Origin of the sequence: Pseudomonas gingeri, assembly GCF_013386165.1 — a bacterium.
GTDB lineage: Bacteria > Pseudomonadota > Gammaproteobacteria > Pseudomonadales > Pseudomonadaceae > Aquipseudomonas > Aquipseudomonas gingeri_C.
The window spans coordinates 623,753-643,560 of sequence record NZ_JACAOS010000018.1; the positions used below are offsets into that span (position 1 = coordinate 623,753).

The 19,808-nt window shown below is 62.8% G+C and carries 13 protein-coding genes; 10 read left to right on the forward strand and 3 right to left on the reverse strand.

Features of this window, described 5'->3' with window-relative positions; genetic code table 11:
• Positions 1-64: 64 nt before the first annotated feature.
• Positions 65-196, reverse strand: coding sequence for a hypothetical protein (locus tag HX866_RS34445; RefSeq protein WP_256261569.1), 132 nt, complete (start codon positions 194-196; stop codon positions 65-67).
• 167 nt (positions 197-363) lie between these two features.
• Here HX866_RS34445 and HX866_RS24290 point away from each other — a divergent pair, with 167 nt between their 5' ends.
• On the forward strand, positions 364-552 hold the full coding sequence (locus HX866_RS24290) for a hypothetical protein (RefSeq protein ID WP_059405111.1): 189 nt from the start codon (positions 364-366) through the stop codon (positions 550-552).
• Positions 553-554: 2 nt separating this feature from the next.
• On the opposite strand, the gene HX866_RS24295 is transcribed toward HX866_RS24290, so the two are convergent.
• Positions 555-962, reverse strand: a complete 408-nt coding sequence (locus HX866_RS24295; RefSeq protein WP_177095234.1) for a fe2+ zn2+ uptake regulation protein — start codon at positions 960-962, stop codon at positions 555-557.
• A gap of 288 nt (positions 963-1,250) precedes the next feature.
• Between HX866_RS24295 and pvdQ the strand changes: the two genes are divergently transcribed.
• Positions 1,251-3,575, forward strand: coding sequence for a bifunctional acylase PvdQ (pvdQ, locus tag HX866_RS24300; protein ID WP_177095236.1), 2,325 nt, complete (start codon positions 1,251-1,253; stop codon positions 3,573-3,575).
• Positions 3,576-3,579: 4 nt separating this feature from the next.
• On the opposite strand, the gene HX866_RS24305 is transcribed toward pvdQ, so the two are convergent.
• Positions 3,580-4,569 (reverse strand): FecR family protein, encoded by a 990-nt coding sequence (locus HX866_RS24305; protein WP_177095239.1) that lies wholly within the window; start codon positions 4,567-4,569, stop codon positions 3,580-3,582.
• Between the two features lie 230 nt (positions 4,570-4,799).
• Between HX866_RS24305 and HX866_RS24310 the strand changes: the two genes are divergently transcribed.
• The 8 genes from HX866_RS24310 (at position 4,800) to HX866_RS24345 (ending at position 19,715) form a co-directional block, all read left to right on the forward strand.
• On the forward strand, positions 4,800-5,726 hold the full coding sequence (locus tag HX866_RS24310) for a carbon-nitrogen hydrolase family protein (RefSeq protein WP_177095241.1): 927 nt from the start codon (positions 4,800-4,802) through the stop codon (positions 5,724-5,726).
• 172 nt (positions 5,727-5,898) lie between these two features.
• Positions 5,899-6,672, forward strand: a complete 774-nt coding sequence (locus HX866_RS24315) for an OmpA family protein (protein WP_177095243.1) — start codon at positions 5,899-5,901, stop codon at positions 6,670-6,672.
• 15 nt (positions 6,673-6,687) lie between these two features.
• Positions 6,688-7,329: a hypothetical protein gene (locus HX866_RS24320; RefSeq protein WP_177095245.1), complete on the forward strand. Its 642-nt coding sequence runs from the start codon at positions 6,688-6,690 to the stop codon at positions 7,327-7,329.
• Positions 7,330-7,568: 239 nt separating this feature from the next.
• Positions 7,569-8,288, forward strand: a complete 720-nt coding sequence (locus tag HX866_RS24325) for a helix-turn-helix transcriptional regulator (protein ID WP_177095247.1) — start codon at positions 7,569-7,571, stop codon at positions 8,286-8,288.
• A gap of 54 nt (positions 8,289-8,342) precedes the next feature.
• Positions 8,343-8,678, forward strand: a complete 336-nt coding sequence (locus tag HX866_RS24330) for a nuclear transport factor 2 family protein (RefSeq protein ID WP_177095249.1) — start codon at positions 8,343-8,345, stop codon at positions 8,676-8,678.
• A 49-nt stretch (positions 8,679-8,727) separates the two neighbouring features.
• Positions 8,728-9,840 carry a cell division protein ZapE gene (gene zapE, locus HX866_RS24335; protein WP_177095251.1) on the forward strand — a complete coding sequence of 371 codons (1,113 nt, stop codon included), beginning with the start codon at positions 8,728-8,730 and terminating at the stop codon, positions 9,838-9,840.
• Between the two features lie 138 nt (positions 9,841-9,978).
• Positions 9,979-14,826: a dermonecrotic toxin domain-containing protein gene (locus HX866_RS24340; RefSeq protein WP_177095253.1), complete on the forward strand. Its 4,848-nt coding sequence runs from the start codon at positions 9,979-9,981 to the stop codon at positions 14,824-14,826.
• A gap of 80 nt (positions 14,827-14,906) precedes the next feature.
• Positions 14,907-19,715 (forward strand): hypothetical protein, encoded by a 4,809-nt coding sequence (locus HX866_RS24345; RefSeq protein WP_177140536.1) that lies wholly within the window; start codon positions 14,907-14,909, stop codon positions 19,713-19,715.
• The last annotated feature ends 93 nt before the right edge of the window (positions 19,716-19,808 follow it).

The following is a 19,808-nucleotide window of genomic DNA, read 5'->3' on the forward strand; positions in this document are numbered from 1 at the left end:
GCCGGGTGGTTCGTGCAGGAGCCAGCACGCTGGCTCCTGCAGGGGAACTGGGTTCAACCGGTCATCAGCGGCGATATTCGCCTGGACCGTCGGCGTAGCGGTGATCGTGCCAGCCGCCACCGTGGGGGAAGATGAAACAACCACTCAGTGACAGAATGATCAGCAGGGGAATCAACATCGTGATTCGACGAAACATGGATAAATCCTCATGGGTAAAGCCGGGAAGATAAAACCTCTCCCCGGATATACTATGGGACCCCGTTTGTGTCGTTTCATTCACCGGCCTTTGTAAGGCAATGGTGTTGATTGCGATACAAGTTGGATACATTCATTGCTTCAAGCTTTAATTTTCAGGAATACGTAATGACTCAATCGCAGCGTCTGAAATACTCGATTCTGATTTCCCTGGTGGTGCTGGGGATCATGTTCGGCCTGTCCTATCTGCAAAACACCGGAGTCATCAGCGAGAAGCTGTTCCAGTACATCGCCATCGGCGTGGCGGTGATCGTGGTGGTGGTCAACGGTGTGATGCGGCGCAAGGTCAAGCCCTGAACTCAGGTGTCGAGGCCCGTGGCCTGCGGCTCGGAGTCCTGTAACTCCAGGGTCGCGGTCGCATCCGGGTGCAGGCTGTAGCTCTTGTCCGCGTTGAGCACCACGACGCCCTCGCTGCACAGGCGCTTGAGCACCTCGCGCACGCTGAGGAAGGACAAGGGAATGCCCAACTCCAGCAAATGGCTGTGCACCCCGCGCACCCCCAACCGGCGATTGTCCTCGCCGGCGCTCAGCAGTGCATCGATGACTTTGAGCCGTATCAGGCTGGTGCGCAAACCGAAGTGTTTGAGCAACTGACGAATGCGGCTGTTGCTGCCGCGTTCGGCAGGTTTGGCCAACATGGCGCCCGAGCTGTAGGAAGGATCGCGTTGCAAAGAATTACCGTCCGTTGACCTGTGCTGGTCGTACATGCAAAAACTCCTTTATCAGAGCCTGATCAGGAATGTGATGTCGGCTCTCCTTGATAAGGACGAGCGAGACCGATAAATCATGAAGCCTTGAATGTCGAAAATTTGTCGATATCAAGTCGCAGACAGAAGATGTCATCTTGCTAGCCCTAAATTTTCATGTTCAGACTCGTCTTTATGGGCAGGCATCGGCCGTCCCTTCTTTCTTGAACTCGGTGGCCGCTTTTCCGGGCTGCTGTTCGCTGTTGCACGCGTGGTCGCCTGGTGTTCGATATTCCATCAGGAGTCAGTGTGATTATTTCCCACTCGCTATCCAGGCTCTGCCTGGCGACGTTGTTGATCGGCCTCGGCACTCACGCCTTGGCCCGCGAGGGGGGTGACGCGAGTCGCGACCTGAGCGCCGAGATTCGCCGCACCACCTTTGGCGTGCCGCATATTCGGGCCAGCGATGAGCGGGGACTGGGTTATGGCATCGGTTACGCCTATGCCCAGGACAACCTGTGCCTGCTGGCCAACGAGATCGTCACGGTCAATGGCCAGCGTTCACGCTACTTCGGTCCCGAGCAGATGACCATCGAGCGGCGTGACAACCTCACCAGCGATGTTTTTTTCAACTGGCTCAATACGCCCCAGGCGGTGAGTGCTTTCTGGCAGGCGCAGACCCCGCAGGTTGCGCAGTTGATCGAAGGTTATGTCGCCGGTTACAACCGCCAGCTCGGCGAACGCCAGGCCGCAGGTTTGCCGGAGCAGTGCCGAGGCGAGTGGGTTCGGCCGATCACGCCGCAGGACCTGGTCAAGCTGACCCGGCGCTTGCTGGTGGAAGGTGGTGCCGGACAGTTCGCCGAAGCCCTGGTCGGCGCCACGCCACCGCAGCAGACGGCCCAGGTGTCGAACGCCTCGTTCCAGCTGGCGGCCGAACGCCTGCAACGTTTCGCCCTGGACCGTGGCAGCAATGCGGTGGCGGTGGGCGGCGAGCGTTCGTTCAACGGTCGTGGGTTGTTGCTCGGCAACCCGCATTTTCCCTGGGTCGGTGGTATGCGTTTTTACCAGATGCACCTGACCATTCCCGGCCAGCTCGATGTGATGGGCGCGGCCCTGCCGGGCTTGCCGATGATCAATATCGGTTTCAACCGGCACCTGGCCTGGACCCACACGGTGGATACGTCCAAGCATTTCACCCTGTATCGGCTGCAACTCGATCCCAAGGACCCGACCCGTTACCTGATCGATGGCCAATCCAGGGCGCTGGACAAGCGTCTGGTCAAGGTCGAGGTCAAGCAGGCCGATGGCAGTCACAAGACGGTTGAACGGGTGCTCTACAGCTCGGCGTTCGGGCCGGTGGTGCAATGGCCCGGCAAGCTCGACTGGAACCGTGAGGTGGCGTTCAGTCTGCGGGATGCCAACCAGGACAATGACCGTGTGTTGCAGCAGTGGTACGCGATGAACCATGCCGACAATCTCCAGGCGTTGCAGGCCTCGGTGCAGCGGATTCAGGGCATTCCATGGGTCAACACCCTGGCCGTGGATGACCAGGGGCGGGCGCTGTATCTGAACCTGTCGGTGGTGCCTTACGTGGATGCGGCCAAGTTGGCCTTGTGCAGTGACCCCCGTGGCACTGGGCCGCTGGTGGTGCTCGACGGTTCGCGTAGCGCCTGTGCCTGGAACGTGGCGGCGAATGCGGCGCAGAAGGGCATCTTTCCGGCGGACCAGTTGCCGCAGCTTGCGCGTGGTGACTATCTGCAGAACTCCAACGATTCGGCCTGGATGGTCAACCCGCAGGCACCGCTCAAGGGCTTTTCGCCGGTGGTCAGTCGTGAGGGTGAACCCCTCGGGCCACGGGCGCGATTTGCCCTCGAGCGCCTGGCGCGGCTGGACCGGCCGAAGGCGATCAAGGTCGCGGACCTGCAGGCAATGGTGATGGACGATCAGGTGTACCTGGCCGGATTGGTCTTACCGGACCTGCTGCGCTTCTGCGCCGGCGACCTGGGCAGTGATGCGGCGGCGTTGGCGCCGGTGTGTGCCAGCCTCAAGGATTGGGACGCGCACGCCAACCTGCAAAGCGGGCTGGGCATGGTGCATTTCCAGAACATCCTGGCACAGCTGTCCGAAGGCGAGAATTTCTGGCGGGTCAGGTTCGACCCGGCTGATCCGCAGCACACCCCGCGTGGCCTGGCTTTCGAGCAGATCAAGGTGGCCAGGGCGTTGCGCGCGGCGATGCTGGCATCGCTGGAGCAGGTCAGGGCGGCGGGATTGACTGCCGATAGCCACTGGGGTGATGTGCAGCAGGTCAGCCAGGGCGGCCAACCGGTCCCGGTGCATGGCGGCCCGGCGACCCTGGGTGTGTACAACGCGATTCAGAGTGTGCCGGGGGCGGGCGGCAAGCGCGAAGTCGTCGGTGGCACCAGCTATCTGCAGGTGGTGAGTTTTGACGACAAGGGGCCGCAGGCCCTGGGGTTGTTGGCGTTTTCGCTGTCCACTGATCCGACGTCGGCGCACTTCCGTGATCAGACCGAAGCGTTCTCGAAGAAGCAGTGGAGTGTGCTGCCGTTTACCGAGCAGCAGATCAAGGCGGATGCCGAGTATCAGGTGCAGGTGATTCGCGAAGCGCGCAAGTAACCCTTCAGCCTTTCGGGATCGCGTTGATCACCGCCTGGCCTTCCTTGTTCTGTGTCAGGTACACCGGCAGCACCTTGGGCAGCGACGTCAGCAGTCGCTGCACTTCCCCGGTGCTGTAGATCCCGCCGATACGAATCGTCCCGGTGGTCTTGTCGGCCAGCAGCGCCGGACGCTCCAGGTAGCGGTTGATCAAGGGCAGGGCGTCGGCCAGCATCAGGTTGTTGAGGACCAGCTTGCCATTGCGCCAGGCCAGGTCGGCATCTTGTGCATAGGTCTGGCTGATCTGCGGCTCATAGTCGCCGGATTTGTAGCGCGCCTGCATGCCCGGGTCCAGGCGATAACCGTCGCCGGGATGGGCCGTGTTGCTGCTGACCAGCACCGAACCTTGGAGCAAGGTCACGCGAACCTGGTCCTGGTACATCCACACGTTGAACTTGGTCCCGGTGACCCGCACCTGGCCGTCGGCGGCCTTGACCACGAAGGGATGCTCGGCATCGTGGTGCACCTCGAAATAGGCCTCGCCCTTTTTCAAGGTGACCCGGCGCTGATCCTTGTAGTTGCTGTAGGTCAACTGCGTGCCCAGGTTCAACTCCACCTGGCTGCCATCGGCCAGGGTGACCTGGCGCACCTGGTTCGAGGCCTCGAAGTTCTGGTAGGCATTGGGAACCCAACCGAGACTCCAGCCCAGGTAACCGGCGACGGGCAGCGCCAGCAGGCTGATGGCTGCGGCCATGCCGTAGCGTTGCCAACCACGGCGCTTGGGCACCAGGGCGACGACCTGGGGGGCGACGCTGGGTGGGAGCTGATCGGCCACGTCCCAGATTTCCAGCATGGCTTCGTATTCGAAGGCATGCAGTGGGTCGGCCTTGAGCCAGGCGGCGAAGGCTTCGCGTTCGGCGCTGGTGCAATCCTCTTCATGCAGCCGCATGCACCAATGCGCGGCAGCGTCGGTGATGGCGTCGTACTCGGCTTCTGAAAGGATCGGTTCGCTCATGAAGTCTTCCCTGGTTTCGAGCATTCTAACCTTCGGCAGTCTCTGTCGAGAACAACAGATAGCAAACAGTTCACGTTTGATGGCCTGTACCCAGCCTCGAAGCCCTTGAACAGATCGAGAGACAGGGGCTTGATATTCATTTGCTTAATATCATTCAGTTGTGAAAGTGGCTTTATTCATGATGCCGGCCGCCATGACAATCGGCAGCACACCTTCATGGAGTTCACGTCATGTCCAAGTCCATCGTTGCCGCGTTGCAAATCGGTTCCCTGCCGGGCGGCAAGGGCGACACCCTGGAACAGATCCTCAGTTATGAGCGCGCGATCATCGAGTCCGGCGCCTGCCTGGTGGTGATGCCCGAAGCCCTGCTGGGGGGTTATCCCAAGGGCGAAACCTTCGGAACCCAACTGGGTTATCGGCTGCCCGAGGGGCGTGAGGCCTTCGCCCGTTATCACGCCAATGCCATCGATGTGCCGGGCGCCGAGACCGAAGCCCTGGCGCAGTTGTCCGCCCGCACCGGGGCGAGCCTGGTGCTCGGGGTCATCGAGCGCGCGGGGGCTACCTTGTATTGCACGGTGTTGTTCTTCGAGCCCCGCGGCGGGCTGCTGGCCAAGCACCGCAAGCTGATGCCCACCGGCACCGAGCGGCTGATCTGGGGCAAGGGCGATGGCTCGACGCTGCCGGTGGTGGAAGGCCTGGCCGGGCGTATCGGCGCGGCGGTCTGCTGGGAAAACTATATGCCGCTGCTGCGCACCGCCATGTATGCCAAGGGGGTTGAGGTCTGGTGCGCGCCGACGGTGGATGAGCGCGAGATGTGGCAGGTGACGATGCGCCATATCGCCTGTGAAGGCCGCTGTTTTGTGATCAGCGCCTGCCAGGTTCAAGCTTCACCGCAGGCACTGGGTGTCGAAGTGCTCAACTGGCCTGCGGAACGTCCGTTGATCAATGGCGGCAGTCTGATTGTCGGGCCCATGGGCGATGTACTGGCCGGGCCGTTGGTGGGCGAGGCCGGCCTGCTGACCGCGCAGATCGACACCGAACAACTGGTCCGCGCCCGTTATGATTTCGACGTCACTGGCCACTATGCCCGCCCGGACGTGTTCGAGTTGCAGGTCGATGAGCGGGCCAAGCCCGGGGTGCGTTTTATCCAGGATTGATCTGCGCTGCCGTTGCCACTCCTCGCTCCCTTGTCGAGTGGTACGGTATTTTGACTGTTCAAGTTGCAGTCGACGTTATATTGACGGTCCACCACAGTTATCTACACTTGAATATCACCTGCTACAGCATTTTTCGCAGTCCGTTAGTTTTTCCACGTTAAGGAGAAGACAAATGGCTCGCTCGGAAAAATGGTGGTGGGGTTTACCGTTACTCGCTGTGCTGTGGTTGGCTGCTTTCTGGATAACAACGCCTGAAGTCGAACAGGATTTACAGACCCGCGTGGGGAGTGCAATCGATAGTGCTTCCGTTGCTGTCGCTGGGCGTGACGTGACCCTGCCCAATGCAACATCAAACATCCGTGACACGGCGACTCAAACCTATGGTGTCCGGCAGGTTGTCGGCACCCTGGGTGACCTGCCCGTGGCACCGGCCGATAAGGAAATGGGGAGTCCTCCCGAAGTTGTCCCCCCGGTGCCGGCCGTACCGCCGACAAGCGCTGTTGATGCGTCCCCGGCCCCTCCACAAAGTTCGACTGCTGTTGTTGACGCCAAGGCCTGTGAACAACAGTTCGCCACGGCGCTGAATCAATACAAGGTGCTCTTCGACACGGCCCAGGACATCTTGTCACCGGCTTCGCAAACGGCGCTGGATGCGCTGGTGGCCACTGCGAAACAGTGTCCCGACGAGCAGATCGAAGTGGATGGCTATACCGACAACACCGGTAATTCGGCTTTCAACCTGGGACTTTCCAAACGCCGGGCCGAAGCCGTGGCCTCTTATCTGGCAAAACATGGCGTCACCCCGGAACACCTGAAAGCTGCGGGATTTGGCGAGGCTAATCCGGTGGCGCCCAACGATACGCCGCAAGGTCAGGCACAAAATCGTCGGATAGAAATAAAGGTTACGGATGACCAGGCCATGACCGCCCCGACTGACGCTAAATAACCAGGAGACATCATCATGAGTTATTTACTTGAACAGTATTGGGGCTGGATGCTGGTGGCCGGGGTTCTCGGCTTGCTGGTGGGCTGGATCGTCACTCGGACCGAACGCCAAGCCAACTGGATTGCCGGTTGGTTGCACGCGGCCTTGTGGATCTTTGCCTTTGGCGTGGTGCTGGCGGTACTCAAGTTGTTACCGGGGCGGACCGGGTTGTGGCTGGAAACGGCTTTGCTGTTGTTTGTGGCTTACCTGATCGGTTGCTGGCTCAGTGCCTGGATTCGCACCCTGCTGGCGGCCGATGCCGCGACCAGTACTGCGGGGGCGAGGCCTGGAACCCGGGCGGCGGAAATTGATGCTGCTGGCGTTGGCAGCCGTCCGCTGATCATGGAAAAACCCACGGGCGCGCTCGATAACCTGAAGTTGATTTCAGGGGTGGGCCATAAAAATGAAGCCGTGCTGCACGAGCTGGGTATTTACCGATTTTCCCAGATTGCCCAATGGACGGAGCCGCAAGTGCACTGGATAGAGCATTACTTCAGTTTTCCCGGACGGGTCGAGCGTGAGGATTGGCGAGGTCAGGCGCGGACACTGGCGCAGGGTATCGAGACCGAGTTTGCCAAGCGGGTGAGAAGGGGCGAGGTCGATACCTCTGAAGACTGATCTCCCTTGTAGGAGCGAGCTTGCTCGCGATGGTAGCCCAGACACCGCAGGGCATCAGTAACCACGCGTTATCGTTAACGCCCATCGCGAGCAAGCTCGCTCCTACAAGGGTAGGGCGAGCCCGGGCTATTGGGTCAAACGGCTTTTTCGGGCAGGCGCCAGACGGCTGCGCTCCTGACAATTTCTGACAGGGGGCTTTGCTAAGCTGCGCTCCTTCATCCAGCCAGAGGTCGTCCATCGTGTCCCGTACTTCGCGTCTACTGACCTTGCTCCAGGTATTGCGCGCCAAAAGCCGTCCGACCACCGCGGCGGCCCTGGCCAGCGAGCTGGAGATTTCCGAGCGCACGGTCTATCGCGATATCGCCGAGCTGACCGCCCTCGGCGCGCCGATCCAGGGCGAGGCGGGGATCGGTTATGTGCTGCGCAGCGGCCTGTTCCTGCCGCCGCTGATGCTCAATGCCGACGAGACCGAAGCCATCGTGCTGGGCTTGCAGTATGTCGACCAGCGCGGCGACGAGGTCTTGAGCAAGGCGGCCTGCGATGCCTTGGCGAAGATCACCGCAGTGCTGGCACCGACCGCCCAGGAGGCCCTGCGCAATCCGACCATGCTGGCCTGGACCCCGTGCGGACGGTTTCCGGACAACGTCGTGCCATTGACGGTGGTGCGCGAGGCGATCCGCAACCAGCACAAGCTGCATATCGATTATGCCGACGTCAACCAGACGCCCAGCCAGCGCCTGATCTGGCCGCTGGCCCTGGGTTTCCTCAACGAGGTGCGGGTGATCGCCGCCTGGTGCGAACTGCGTGGCGACTACCGGACCTTCCGTACCGACCGTATCGCGGCGGCGAGCGCACCGGGCGAATGTTATCCGGGACACCGTAGCGCCTTGTTGCGTGACTGGCTCAAGCGCTGTCATGAGGATGAACAGACCGAGGGTTTCACTCCTGACAGGAATTGACGCGGGCCTGGCCTAGGATGGCGACACTCCAACCAGCAAGGAGCTGTACACAGCATGAACACCCAATCTCTGGCCCCGGCCATCGAGGCCTATATCAACGCCGCCAATGCCCGCGACAGTTCGGCGGTCGACAGTTTTTTCGCCGAGGACGCCAATGTCTTCGACGAAGGCCATCACCGCATCGGCACCCTGGCCATCGCCCAGTGGATGGATGAAACCGCGCGTAAATACCAGCCCCGGGTCGAAGTCCTGGACGTGGCGCAACGCACCGGCAAGGTGCTGGTCAAGCAACTGGTCTCGGGGACTTTTCCCGGCGGCTCGGTGGAGTTGCGCTACGTGTTCCGGCTCAACGAGCAGGGCAAGATCGCCCGGCTGGATATTTCCCTCTAGGACAAGCTGGCATACTGCACGCCCCCCGGTTGCGAGCCTGCGCCACGCCATGACTGTCGATTCTCCCTTGAGTGCCTACCGCGCTGCCGTCGAGCAGCGCGGCTTTCTCCATGACCAGGCCCAATGGCAGGCGGTGCAGGCCTTGCAGCGTTGCCACGAGGCGTTGCACCAGGGCCAGGTACCACAAGGCGTTTACCTCTGGGGGCCGGTCGGGCGCGGCAAGACCTGGCTGATGGACCAGTTCCACCAGACCTTGCGGGTGCCGTCGCGGCGCCAGCACTTCCATCACTTCATGGGCTGGGTCCACCAGCGCTCGTTCCAGCTCAGCGGTATCGCCGACCCGCTGCGGGCCCTGGCCCGTGAGTTGGCGAGGGAAGTCCGGGTGCTGTGTTTCGATGAACTGTTCGTCAACGATATCGGCGATGCGATCATCCTCGGGCGCTTGTTCCAGGTGATGTTCGACGAAGGCGTGGTGATCGTCGCCACCTCCAACCAGCCACCCCGACAGCTCTATGCCGATGGTTTCAATCGCGAGCGTTTTTTGCCGGCGATTGCCGCGATCGAGCAGCATATGGACGTGGTGGATGTCGATGGCGGCGAGGATCATCGTCTGCATCCGGGGGCCACGGTGCAGCGTTACTGGGTCGAGCCCGAGGGGCCGTCGACGCTGCTGGCCGAGGCGTTCAAGGCCCTGGCGGCCGGGCAGCCGGTTTCCGCCGAACCAGTTGCCATGGGCTATCGGACCCTGGCGGTGGTGCAGGCCTCGCCGACGCTGCTCTGGTGCCGCTATGCCGAGCTGTGCGAGCAGCCCCTGGCGGCCATGGACTTTATGGCGTTGTGTGATCGATACACGGCGATTTTCTTGAGTGAGGTGCCCAACCTCAGTGCGCGCCAGCGTCCCGGGCGAATTGCCCGTGGCACCGAGGACGCGGCGCGGCGCGTCGATGCCGGGGACCGCGAACTGCCGCAGTTGTCGGTGCACGACGACAGCGTCCGGCGCTTCATTGCCCTGGTGGATGAGTGCTACGACCGCAAGGTGCCGCTGTACATCGCCGCACAAGTGCCGCTGGATGAGCTGTACACCGAAGGTTACCTGGCGTTCCCGTTTCGTCGCACCCTCAGCCGTTTGCACGAAATGCAATTGCAGCGCTTCGGCCAGTGATGGGCTTTACGCAATAAGGCCTATCCCGCTACCGCACACGACACCTGTCCCAAGGGTTGAATCCTCCGGGAGTCGTGGCCGGCGAACCGATGCGCCAGGTAACGACTCGTTCCTATCATTCGAACGAGGACGTCAACCATGTCAACGCAGTCGCCGGTTGCGGACAGTCAAGCAATGGACCCGACTTCGGTCGCCAAAGCACTGTTCGCCGACCCTCCCACCTTGCTCTCGGTCGCCACGCCGCTGGTCCAGGGTGTGCTGGACGAGCACTATGCCGATTTTGAGCTGTCGGCCGAGCGGGTGCGCCTCGCCGTGCCCTATTGGGTCTTGGCCGAGGGCATCGACGGCGCCCCGGCCGGGCATCGTTATTACAGCCTCGGTGAGGTCATGCTCGAACGCTTCGCCCTGCGGGTTCCGGTCTGGGGGGCGTCCAGGAGCTTACGCCTGGAGACCCATAACCTGCTCTGGCGCGAGCAGCCACCGGCAGCGGCGAAACCCCTGGCGATCGATCTCGACGGGCTGCTCAAACGACTGGACCAGGCGGCGCGGTCACGGCTGCTGGAGGACCTGAAACAGCAACTGATCGAGCGTTGGAATCAATCGCCGCAAGGGCACGGGCCGAGCCGCTGGGCGCGGCTGTCGGCAGCCATCGGACGCTTGCTCGTGCCGGGGCTGACACCTGGCCGGGGAGGGCTTCCCGACCTGAGTCGCCTGCCCTTTTATATGGGCTACGCCCCTGACGATAGCCACGGCGAAAGCCCAACCCCGGATATTCGTGCCTTCGAGACCCGGGTCTTCAGCGTGGATGCCCAGGGACGACGCTACCCGGAGTTGTTTCCGGTGATCGACTTCTGGCGCTATGGGGAAAATCTGCAGCCATTGCCCTATCCGCTCTATTTTCATCCGGCCGAGGGTGGCCTGCGTCCGGGCAAGCTGGACAGCGCCGAACTGGTCGCGATGCTGATCGGCAGCCGCACCGCCGGGCGCAGTCTGGAAATAAGAGAGTCGCTGGTCTGGCGTTGGAATGAGCCCGCCGAAGTCATCGGTGACAGCCTGGCAAAAGGCTTGCTCGAATATCAATTGCAGGCGCTGAGCGCGACGCCTCCGGGTGACTGGCAGGCCAGGGCTCATCTTCAACGTTGGGTGGACGACATTACCGATCCGGGCAAATGGTTCGCCGTGCCCGCGAGGACCTACGATGCCGGGCGTTTCCAGGTGCTCAGGCCAGAGCGCTGCGGTCCGGCGGCCCTGAGCTTGACCAGCGAATCGCTGCCGGACTGGCTGCTGGGGGCGTCGCCTGCCGATCGTTCAAGCTACAGCGTGCTGCTTCGCGAACTGGCGCGCCAGCAGTGTGAGTCCGCAGGCCGGCACTTCCTCGAAGACATCGGTACCCTTGATGAGTTTGCCACACGGCGATTGCAGGAACTGATGCGTCAGGATCAGCCTGCGGTTGCCGCCATCGACCCGAATGCAATCAAGCTCAATCTCGACAAACTCGATTACAGCGCCACCCAGACCCTTGACCCGCAACAGGCGCAGGTCACGGTCGCGGTCGACATGACCCTGGTGGAACTGGCATTGGCCAACCTGGGCGGCATGCGCCATACCGGCATGCGCATTCGCATCGAGACACGCGGGTTGGCGCAGCCCGTGCCGGACTGGATGAACCCGGATTACCTGCGTGGCCTGGTGACCCGTGCCGATATCGGCCAGGCCTACCCGGACCTGCTCAAGGCGCGACTGATCAGCGATGTCACCGAGGCCCGGCGGCGCGAGGCCTTGTTCGTCGCGCTGTGGCGGGTGCGCCTGCCGCTCCAGGCCCTGGAGTTGAAGATCAAGGGTGAGTCGGGGTTCAGTGTCGAGGGTTTTCGTTATGTGCAGGCGATGGTCCAGCCGCCGGGCCCCGGTCGCTTGGTCGATGGCGTGGAAATCGTCCTGTGGCCCCTGGCGTTCAAGGCCAAAGCCGACTGGCGGGCTGACGAGGTGCAGGCGATGTTTGTGATCGGCCCACGGGATCGGGACCTGGGACCGTTGATTCTGTTGCGCCCGTTGTTCCTGCAACAGCCGCTGCGCCAATTCGCCACCCGCGAGGCCCTGTTCTCGGCGATCCGCGAGCCCGGCGATCTACAGCGCAGCGTCTTGACCTGGATGAGCGAAACGGCGCGTCGGCGCTATGACCATGGCGGCTTCGACGAGCCGCATATCGAACAATTCCTGGGCGGCGACGAGTTCGCCCCGGCACCGACCCGGTCCGGCCCGGCGACGCTCGCCGAGCGCATTGTCGAGGGTGACTATCTGCCGGCGATCTTCGCCGCCATGGTCAGGGCCCAGGTCGAGCAGGCCGACCGACAGTCGGTGTCGAATGCCGAGCAGCGCTGGGCGGACTGGAAGGAAGGCGCCTGGCGGGTGCTGCTGGGCATCACCCAACTGCCGTTTGCCGGGCTCCTGCCCTATGTCGGACGCCTGGTGGAAGTGCTCGGCTGGCTGGTGGTCCTGAAGATCGGCCATGACGATCTGCGGGCGCTGGACAGCGACAATCGCTTGGAACAGTCGTCGGGGGCGGCGGACCTGCTGTTCAACCTCGCGGCCCTGCTGCTGCACTATCGCGCCGATTCTCCTTCGGGGGAAACCGCGGTCCCGTCGTTGCGTCCGCCGGAACCGTTACCGCCGGCGACGGCATTGCCTGCGCCGATCATCGCCCATACGCCTGATCTGCCCCGTATCGAGCTGAGTGCGTGGTCGATGTCCGGTTGGCCAGTGCCTGAGGCGCTGATGAAGCGTGTGCGGCCTTATCGTCTGCGCGCGTTCGACCAGCCTGCATCGGCCTTGGCTGGACTGGGCCGGGTGGCGGCCTCGGGCCCGGCCCGGGGATTGGTCCATATCAAGGAGGCGGGCAAGGGCAAATGGTGTGCCTTGCTCCAGGGCGATCTTTACGAGGTGGCCTGGGAAGCCGAGGCCGACGGCGTGCGCATCGTCGACGAGCAAGGCAATGCCGGCCCCTGGGTGCGCGGCGACGAGCAGGGGCGCTGGAGCCTGGATATGCGTTTGCGCGGCGGCAGTCCGCCCAAGCGGGTTCAGGCCCGTGGATCGCAAAGTCTTGTCGAGGAGCGTGAGGCACTGATAGCCCTCAACCAGAAGATCAAGGAGAACGAGCCGGCGGTCAGCAACAGCGTCAAGCGTTGGAGACTGGCGACTGAAGGCGAGACGGCCAAGCGGGTGACCTACGAGCGGCGTACCGAACTGCTCGGCACGCTGAGCGCTTTGCTGGAAGAGGATCTGCGCAACTACCGCCAACAGTTGGACCTGAGCAAAAAACTGATGGTCGATAGCCGGCTGATCAAGGCCGTGCGGCCCTTTCAGATCAATGCGCTGGAAAATGGGGTGATTGGCCTGCAGACATTGCTCCATGCCCAGCAAACCTGGTTGTTGGAAAGACTTGGCCAGCCCCATTCGGCGCTGTCCAACCTACCCGAGGCAGAGCAGATGGAACCGGCTTTGGTCCAGGCCGAATGGGAGCGGAGTGCCGAGGCCACGGACAAGGCGGTCGACTGGGCCCTGTTGCAAAAGGACTGGCTCGATCAACTGAAGCAGATACGCGATGGTCGGGAAAACTATCAGCGGGTGATTGCAACCGTCGGTTGGGGGTCCATCGAGGTGGAAGTCCGCGCCTGGAAGCTTGCGCAGTTGAAGAACTGTTTCGCCCTGGGCGAGATAACGCCCGAGAGTCTCGGACAGGAAATGTTTGATGAAATCTGGGATCAGATCCATCGGCTGCATGTGTCCTATTACTCCTCGCTCGATGCCCTTGATGAGGTCAAATTGTTGCTCGGTGAACGTATCGAGTTGCTGGAGTCGGTTGTCGAGCAATCCAATGATCTTCAAGAAAAGCTCGAGTTCTATTTGGCTACGCTGGTCAGTCGCCGTCTGCCCAAGGAAAAGCTCGACCGGCTGCTCGCGGTGCAGCAGGCACTCGGGCAGGAGGTCCAGGAAGATCTGCGCCGGTTGCTGGGAAAAGATGATTGGGAACTGCCGCCCATGGCTGCTGCTGGCCCGGCGGTCGAAAAGGCCAACAGAAAAATCATCCGTACCCGCCATCGACAAGTGTTGTCCGGTGAGGTCCAGCCGCCGACATCGGCGGATGGCGAAGAGACCGTGCAGATCAGCGATGTCTATGGGCAGGTGGTCGAGACCTATCGGAAAAATACCACTGACGGGCTCTGGGAGCCGGTCGTCGCCCCGGAAAAACCGGGCAAACCCGTGGTGATCAGGCCCGAAGTCGGTTTGGAAAAACGGGTGTCCAACGCACGCCAGTTACTCAACGACGAAGCCTTGGCGATTGATCGGGTCATGCGGCAGGCCGTGCGCTCCAATGCGCCCAGGGCGCAGGAGGATATCCTGCGCTTGCAGGCCGAAGCGATGGAGCATCAGGCCTCGGAGATCGACAAACTCCTCGGCGTGGCGCAGACGCCGCCGCGCAATCCGGAGCGGGTCAGGAATGCCCAGGCGGTGGCGCAGCAACTGCGTGACGCGGCACCGAGGCTACGGGCTTCCGGGCAGTACGCGCGGATCCTCGCCATCAAGGCCAACCCACCGGAAATGCCGCGTATCGACTACCTGCTGGGGCTGGGCGAAGTGACCATCCGCAAGGAAGGCGAGCGGGTCCCACTCGGCAAGAATGACGTCATGCAGGAGTATGCGCTGCTCGACAAGGACGGCAAGCCGCTGTGGTACGCGCACTTTCACTACCCGAGCCTGTCGGCACTCGACTCGGCCTTCGAGGCTGCTCACCTGAAAACCGCCGGGCAGCGCAAGCTTGGCGGCAAGTACCAGTCGCTGGAGCAGGAGAAGTCCTTCAAGAAAATCCAGACGGGGCAGGGCGGCAGCGCCAGTCTGGCGTTGCAGATCTATCGCAGCCGGATCGACCTGGCTGCGGCGCAAGAGCATTTTTTCCCGAAGCTCGCCAAGTTGGGTGACCAAGCCGGGTAACGCGCCCTATCCCGCTACCGCCCGAGGGCTGGCGGGTTGCTGTCAGCTGGCCGCTTTCTCATATCAAGGATTGCGGCCCAATGACCTCCCCGCCGACCTCGCTGCAGACTGCCCTTCAACAGTACCGAAACACTGCCCGCGCGCTGTTCGCTGGGCGACCGACCTTGGACTCGGTCGCCCAGTCGCTGGTCCAGGCCGCGTTGGACCAGTGCTGTCCCTCTCTCAAGTTCCAGGGCCGCCGGGTCCAGGGTACGGCCCTGTGGCTGGGCGAGCGGCAGCCGGCCGAGACCCGGCGTTATACGCGCTTGTCCGAGCTGCTGCTGCGCCGTTTCAGCGAACGCCTGGAACCCGCTTATGCCGATCCCGCTGCGGTGCTGGTCAGCGGGGCGGCGGGCGCGCAGGTCGGTGTGCCGATTGCCGCGGCGGATTTGCAGCGTCTGGGCGCGGCGCTCAACAACTGGGGCGATGCCTTGCTCGAAGTGTTCAAGGCACGACTGGTCGCGTTCTGGAACGAAGCGGTGCCCGAGTGGGCGGGCAAGGTCCCGGGATCGGACGCCTGGGTACCTGGTTGGGATCGGCACGCGCCGGCGATTCCCAGCCGTTGCGCGGCACTTTCGAACCTGCTGTTCGTTTCGATGTACGGTGCGGGGAACCTACCCAATGGCCTGGCGTTCCAGGCCGACCAGAGCCTGCCCAAGGCGCTGGTCAGCGAAGACCAACCGATGCGCGACAGCCTGCTGGGCAAGAATGCCCTGGCTGCGTATCTGCTCAATGCCAAGGGGCGTGAGGAGCGGTTCGCTGTCACGCCCGTCGCGGTGGTCTTCGCCCGCCAGCTGTCAGCGCGGGACTTTGCCTACTTCCTGCTCCGTCCAGGCCATGACGTGCAGCGCTTGCAGCCGGTCGATGAGCTCTGGACGTCATTGCGCGGTCAGTTGCCGGGCTCCGGGAAAGTCGATCTGATCCCCTCGCAGATCAATGTCTTCGACAACCTGGCCGGGGCCTTGCTGGAAAATCAGCTGCGCGCGCTGGAGCGTGTGCCGCGCGGTGTTATGCAGGGGGCTGGGGAGTCCTGGTCGGCGCGAGTCGAGCGCATCACTGATCCGGGGGGCTGGTTCGTTACCCCCGCGCCTGCGCCGCTCAGCCCTCTGCAACGACGGCTGCGCGAGGCGGCGCCGCTGTGGTTGCTGGACGCGGCGGATACCGACCGGCGTGACTATGCCGGGTTGTTATCGACCCTGGTCGGGGCACTGGGCAAGTCATCGTCCCACAGCATTTTCGACGATGTGGCGTCGCTCTCGGGTTTTAGCCGGCAGACGCTCAAGGAGGCCATGTCGAGGCGGCATCCGCATATGCCGGATATCCGCATGCAGGACATTCTGCTCACGCTCGACAAGTACCGGCGCAAGCCGCTGTCACCGGACGTGCTCGGTGAGTTCGAGGAAGTGCGACTGACGCTGCCCGAACTGGCCCTGGAAAACCTCGATGATTTCCGTTTCGGCGCAACGCAGATGCGCGTCCAGCTTGCAGAGGACGCCACGCTACCGGAGTGGATGACGGCCGGTTATCTGCTGGAACTGATCGACGAGGTGGATATCGGTGCCGGTTACCCGGCTTACTTGCGACAGCGACTGCTGGGCGATACGCGTTATGCCGTGTTCCGCCAGCAACGTTTTTACCACCAGATCCAGGCCCAACTGCCCCTGGCAGCACTGGAACTCAAGCTTCGTGGCGAACAGGGGATGAGCGAGAAGGGCTGTCGCCTGGTCAGGGCGATGTTGGCGTTCGACGCCCGTGACCGTCAGGTCGACGGTGTGCCGATCGTGCTCCGGCCCCTGGCCTTTCAGGCCAGCCCCGAGGCGAGCCCGGACAAGGTGGCGGGCATGTTTCTCATCGAGCCCCGGGACACGGCTTTAGGGCCGCATCTGCTTTACCGACCGCTGTTCGAGCCGCTGCTGGGCGAGTATGCCAGCCGGTCGGCATTGCTGGAGGCGATCTGCAAAACCGGTGAACTGCAGGACAGTGTGCTGGCCTGGTTCGCTGCCGATAGACGCGCGGTGTATGCCAATGGCGGTTTTCGCCAGCCCCATCTCGGCGCGCTGTTGCCGGGCGATGAAACCGCGCCGCTGCCGGCCCCGGCGGCCCCGGCAAGCCTGGGCCGCGAGGAAGTCGCCGAGGGTTATGTTCACCATCTGTTTCATGCCTGTATCAATGCGGTTATCCGCCAGGCTGACATGCAGGTGCTGTCGAACGCGGAAAAACGCTGGGCGCGATTGAAAGACAGCGGCTGGCAACTGTTCAGTTCAATGCTGATGTTTGCCAGTGGTCCGCTGACCCAGGCCGGCTGGTTGATTCTGCTCTACCGTGGCGTGCGCCAGGATCTGCCGGGTTTGCAGGGCGACGACGAGGAAGCCCGGGCCCAGGCGTGGGCCGATATGCTGAGCAACCTGGCGGCGGTGCTCTTGCAGGAGGTGATGGCGGGCGAGCGCGAACCGTTGCCGGAGTCGTTGCTTGAGCCGTTTACGGCGCCGGAGTCGGCGGCCAGGCGCGAGCCCTTGGCAATCGAGGGCGAGGTGTCGCTTGAGCGGATCACGCCGCTTCTGGCTGACGATGATTCGCCGCCATTGCCTTTCGATTTGTCCTGGTCGAATCCGCGCCATGCCTTGTCGGCGGCCTCGCGCAAGGCCTTGGCGAAGTTCGCTGTCAGGGTCTTCGACACGCCGCCACGACTCGATAGCCTCGGTTCGGTTGCCGAAGACGGTCCGAACGAGGGACTGGTGCATTTCGGTGGTCCCAAGGACAAGGGCTGGCACGTGCTGATCGAAGAGACCCTGTATCAGGTCGCGTGGAGCGATGACGGTCCCCGCGTGGTCGATGGCGCGGGAGCCCCGGGGCCGTTTCTCGACCGTGATGGGCAAGGTCGCTGGCGCCTCGATCTACGCCTGCGCTTGCGCGGCGGGAGTGGCCGCGAAACCGTGCAGGCGCGCCTGCAGCGCAAGCTGCGTGATCGGGCCAGCGCGCTGCACGGGCAGATCACCCAGGTGTCGGCGCGTATCGGCAGCCTGTTGAGCGAGGCCGAAACACTGCGCAAGCGTTTCGAGACCATGAGTGAGGGCAAGGCCGCGAGGAACTTCAGCGACCGCCAACGCAGCGAAAAACGCCGCGAATACCTGGGCAAGTTGGAGGGTTTGCAGCTCGCCCTCGAAGACAAGATTCGCCTTATCAAAGCGTTCAATGACAATCGCCAGGTGGTGCCCAGCCCTCTGCTGCTGGTGGCAGCCCTGGCAGACAGCGTGAGCAATGACCGCACGTTGCTGAACGTATCCCTGGCGGTGGGGCGCGAAGGCAGCCTGAGTGCCGAGCAGCTTGGCGAGATGATTGCCAGCAACACCGATAGCCATTATGTCCAGGTCATCGCCGACCTGAAGAATAATGCCGATATCACGGACAAGCAGATTTTCTGGAGCACCCGCGAATATGCCGCGCTCGATGAGTTGCGCAGGCTTCCCGAACCTGGGCCGGCGCAAGCCACTGCATTGACGCAGACGCTGGTGCAACCGTTCACACCGCTGGACTGGCGGGCGGTGCAGTTGCCGACCCTGCTGGCCTTGACCGTGGACGAGTTGCCCGCGCAGGTCACCGCGCAAATGGACGATCAGATATTCACGGCCATCAAGCGCAGTGCCGAGCAGACCAAGTATGCGACCAACACGATCAATCGCCTGCGGGCCGAGGATCCACGCCAGGACCGGATTGACGCCTTGCTGACGGCAATCGCCCGCTACGACGAGACCCGTGACCTGCTCGATTACCTGAAGACGCTGACGCCAGGCCAGCGTCCGCTGGAATACTCCCGCCGCCTGTCGGAGTTGTTGACGCAGTTGCGCGATGGAGCGTTGAACAGCCTCTCTGGCTTGTGGGACGAGACCGAGCCGGTCGCACCCGACGCCGAACCCAAACCTGGCCCTGCGCCTGGCGGCACGCGGAAGAAGTTTATCCGCACGCGCAACCGCGAGGTTTTTGCCGGCCGGGTACGCGAGCGCACACCTGAGCAGGAGGACGAAATCGTCGAGATCACCGATCCCAACGGTGAGCTGGTGTCGGCCTTCAAGGAGAACCGCGAGGATGCCCGGGATATTTTCTGGGAAGAGCTCAAGGCCGATCCGGCACCGGTTCCGGCGAGTCAGCGCAAGGTCGGGCTGCCCCGGCTGGTCAGCCAGGGACAGGCCGAACTCGGTGGCGTCGAGGCCTTGATTCGCCAGGTGATGGCGCTGACCGGCACGTCCAAGGACCCCCGCGACCTGCAAGGTATCCTGGAACTGAAGGCGCAGAAACTGAACAGCCTGGCGGATGATATCCAACAGGCCCTCGGTGATAGCAGCGGGACATCGACGCAAGTGAAAACCGCTCAAGCGCTCAAGGACAATCTGCGCGACGAAGCCACCCGGCTGATCGCCGAAGGACGCAAGGCACGTATCGCCGCAATCAAGGGTAATGCGCCGCAGTTGGCCCGCTTGCAGTATCTGAAAGAACAGGACCAGGTGGATATTCACCGCGCCGGCGGGCGTCAGACGCAGGCCCAGGGCGGTTTCCTGCAGGAGTATGTGGTCAACCACAAGGATGGCCGCCCGCTGTGGTACGCGCATTTCCATTATCCGGCGACCACCACGGCGGAGACCGCGTTTGTCAGCGCACACCTGAAGACCCTCGCGCAACGGCGTCTGGGCAGCAAGGCCCAAGCCACGGCCCGACAGCGTGCGGCGGCCAGGATCCAGGCCGGGCAGGGCGGCCGGGCGCAACTGAGCCTGGATATCCACCGTGGTCGGATTCTCGACAAGAACCTGGCCCAGGCGCTGTTTTTCAATACTGGCGAAGTGGATAGTTCGGCTTGAAAACCGGCCGGTTGGTGTCTGCAATCATCGTCTCAGCCGATATCGAGACAGACATCCGCCTGCCGCTGGGCTAAGGTGTGTCAGAGCTTTTTC

Excerpts from the sequence above, each read along its gene's own strand:
- HX866_RS34445 (WP_256261569.1), bottom strand. The coding sequence starts at position 196 with ATGTTTCGTCGAATCACGATGTTGATTCCCCTGCTGATCATTCTGTCA.
- HX866_RS24290 (WP_059405111.1), top strand. The coding sequence starts at position 364 with ATGACTCAATCGCAGCGTCTGAAATACTCGATTCTGATTTCCCTGGTG.
- HX866_RS24295 (WP_177095234.1), bottom strand. The coding sequence starts at position 962 with ATGTACGACCAGCACAGGTCAACGGACGGTAATTCTTTGCAACGCGAT.
- HX866_RS24305 (WP_177095239.1), bottom strand. The coding sequence starts at position 4,569 with ATGAGCGAACCGATCCTTTCAGAAGCCGAGTACGACGCCATCACCGAC.
- HX866_RS24310 (WP_177095241.1), top strand. The coding sequence starts at position 4,800 with ATGTCCAAGTCCATCGTTGCCGCGTTGCAAATCGGTTCCCTGCCGGGC.
- HX866_RS24315 (WP_177095243.1), top strand. The coding sequence starts at position 5,899 with ATGGCTCGCTCGGAAAAATGGTGGTGGGGTTTACCGTTACTCGCTGTG.
- HX866_RS24320 (WP_177095245.1), top strand. The coding sequence starts at position 6,688 with ATGAGTTATTTACTTGAACAGTATTGGGGCTGGATGCTGGTGGCCGGG.
- HX866_RS24330 (WP_177095249.1), top strand. The coding sequence starts at position 8,343 with ATGAACACCCAATCTCTGGCCCCGGCCATCGAGGCCTATATCAACGCC.
- zapE (WP_177095251.1), top strand. The coding sequence starts at position 8,728 with ATGACTGTCGATTCTCCCTTGAGTGCCTACCGCGCTGCCGTCGAGCAG.
- HX866_RS24340 (WP_177095253.1), top strand. The coding sequence starts at position 9,979 with ATGTCAACGCAGTCGCCGGTTGCGGACAGTCAAGCAATGGACCCGACT.
- HX866_RS24345 (WP_177140536.1), top strand. The coding sequence starts at position 14,907 with ATGACCTCCCCGCCGACCTCGCTGCAGACTGCCCTTCAACAGTACCGA.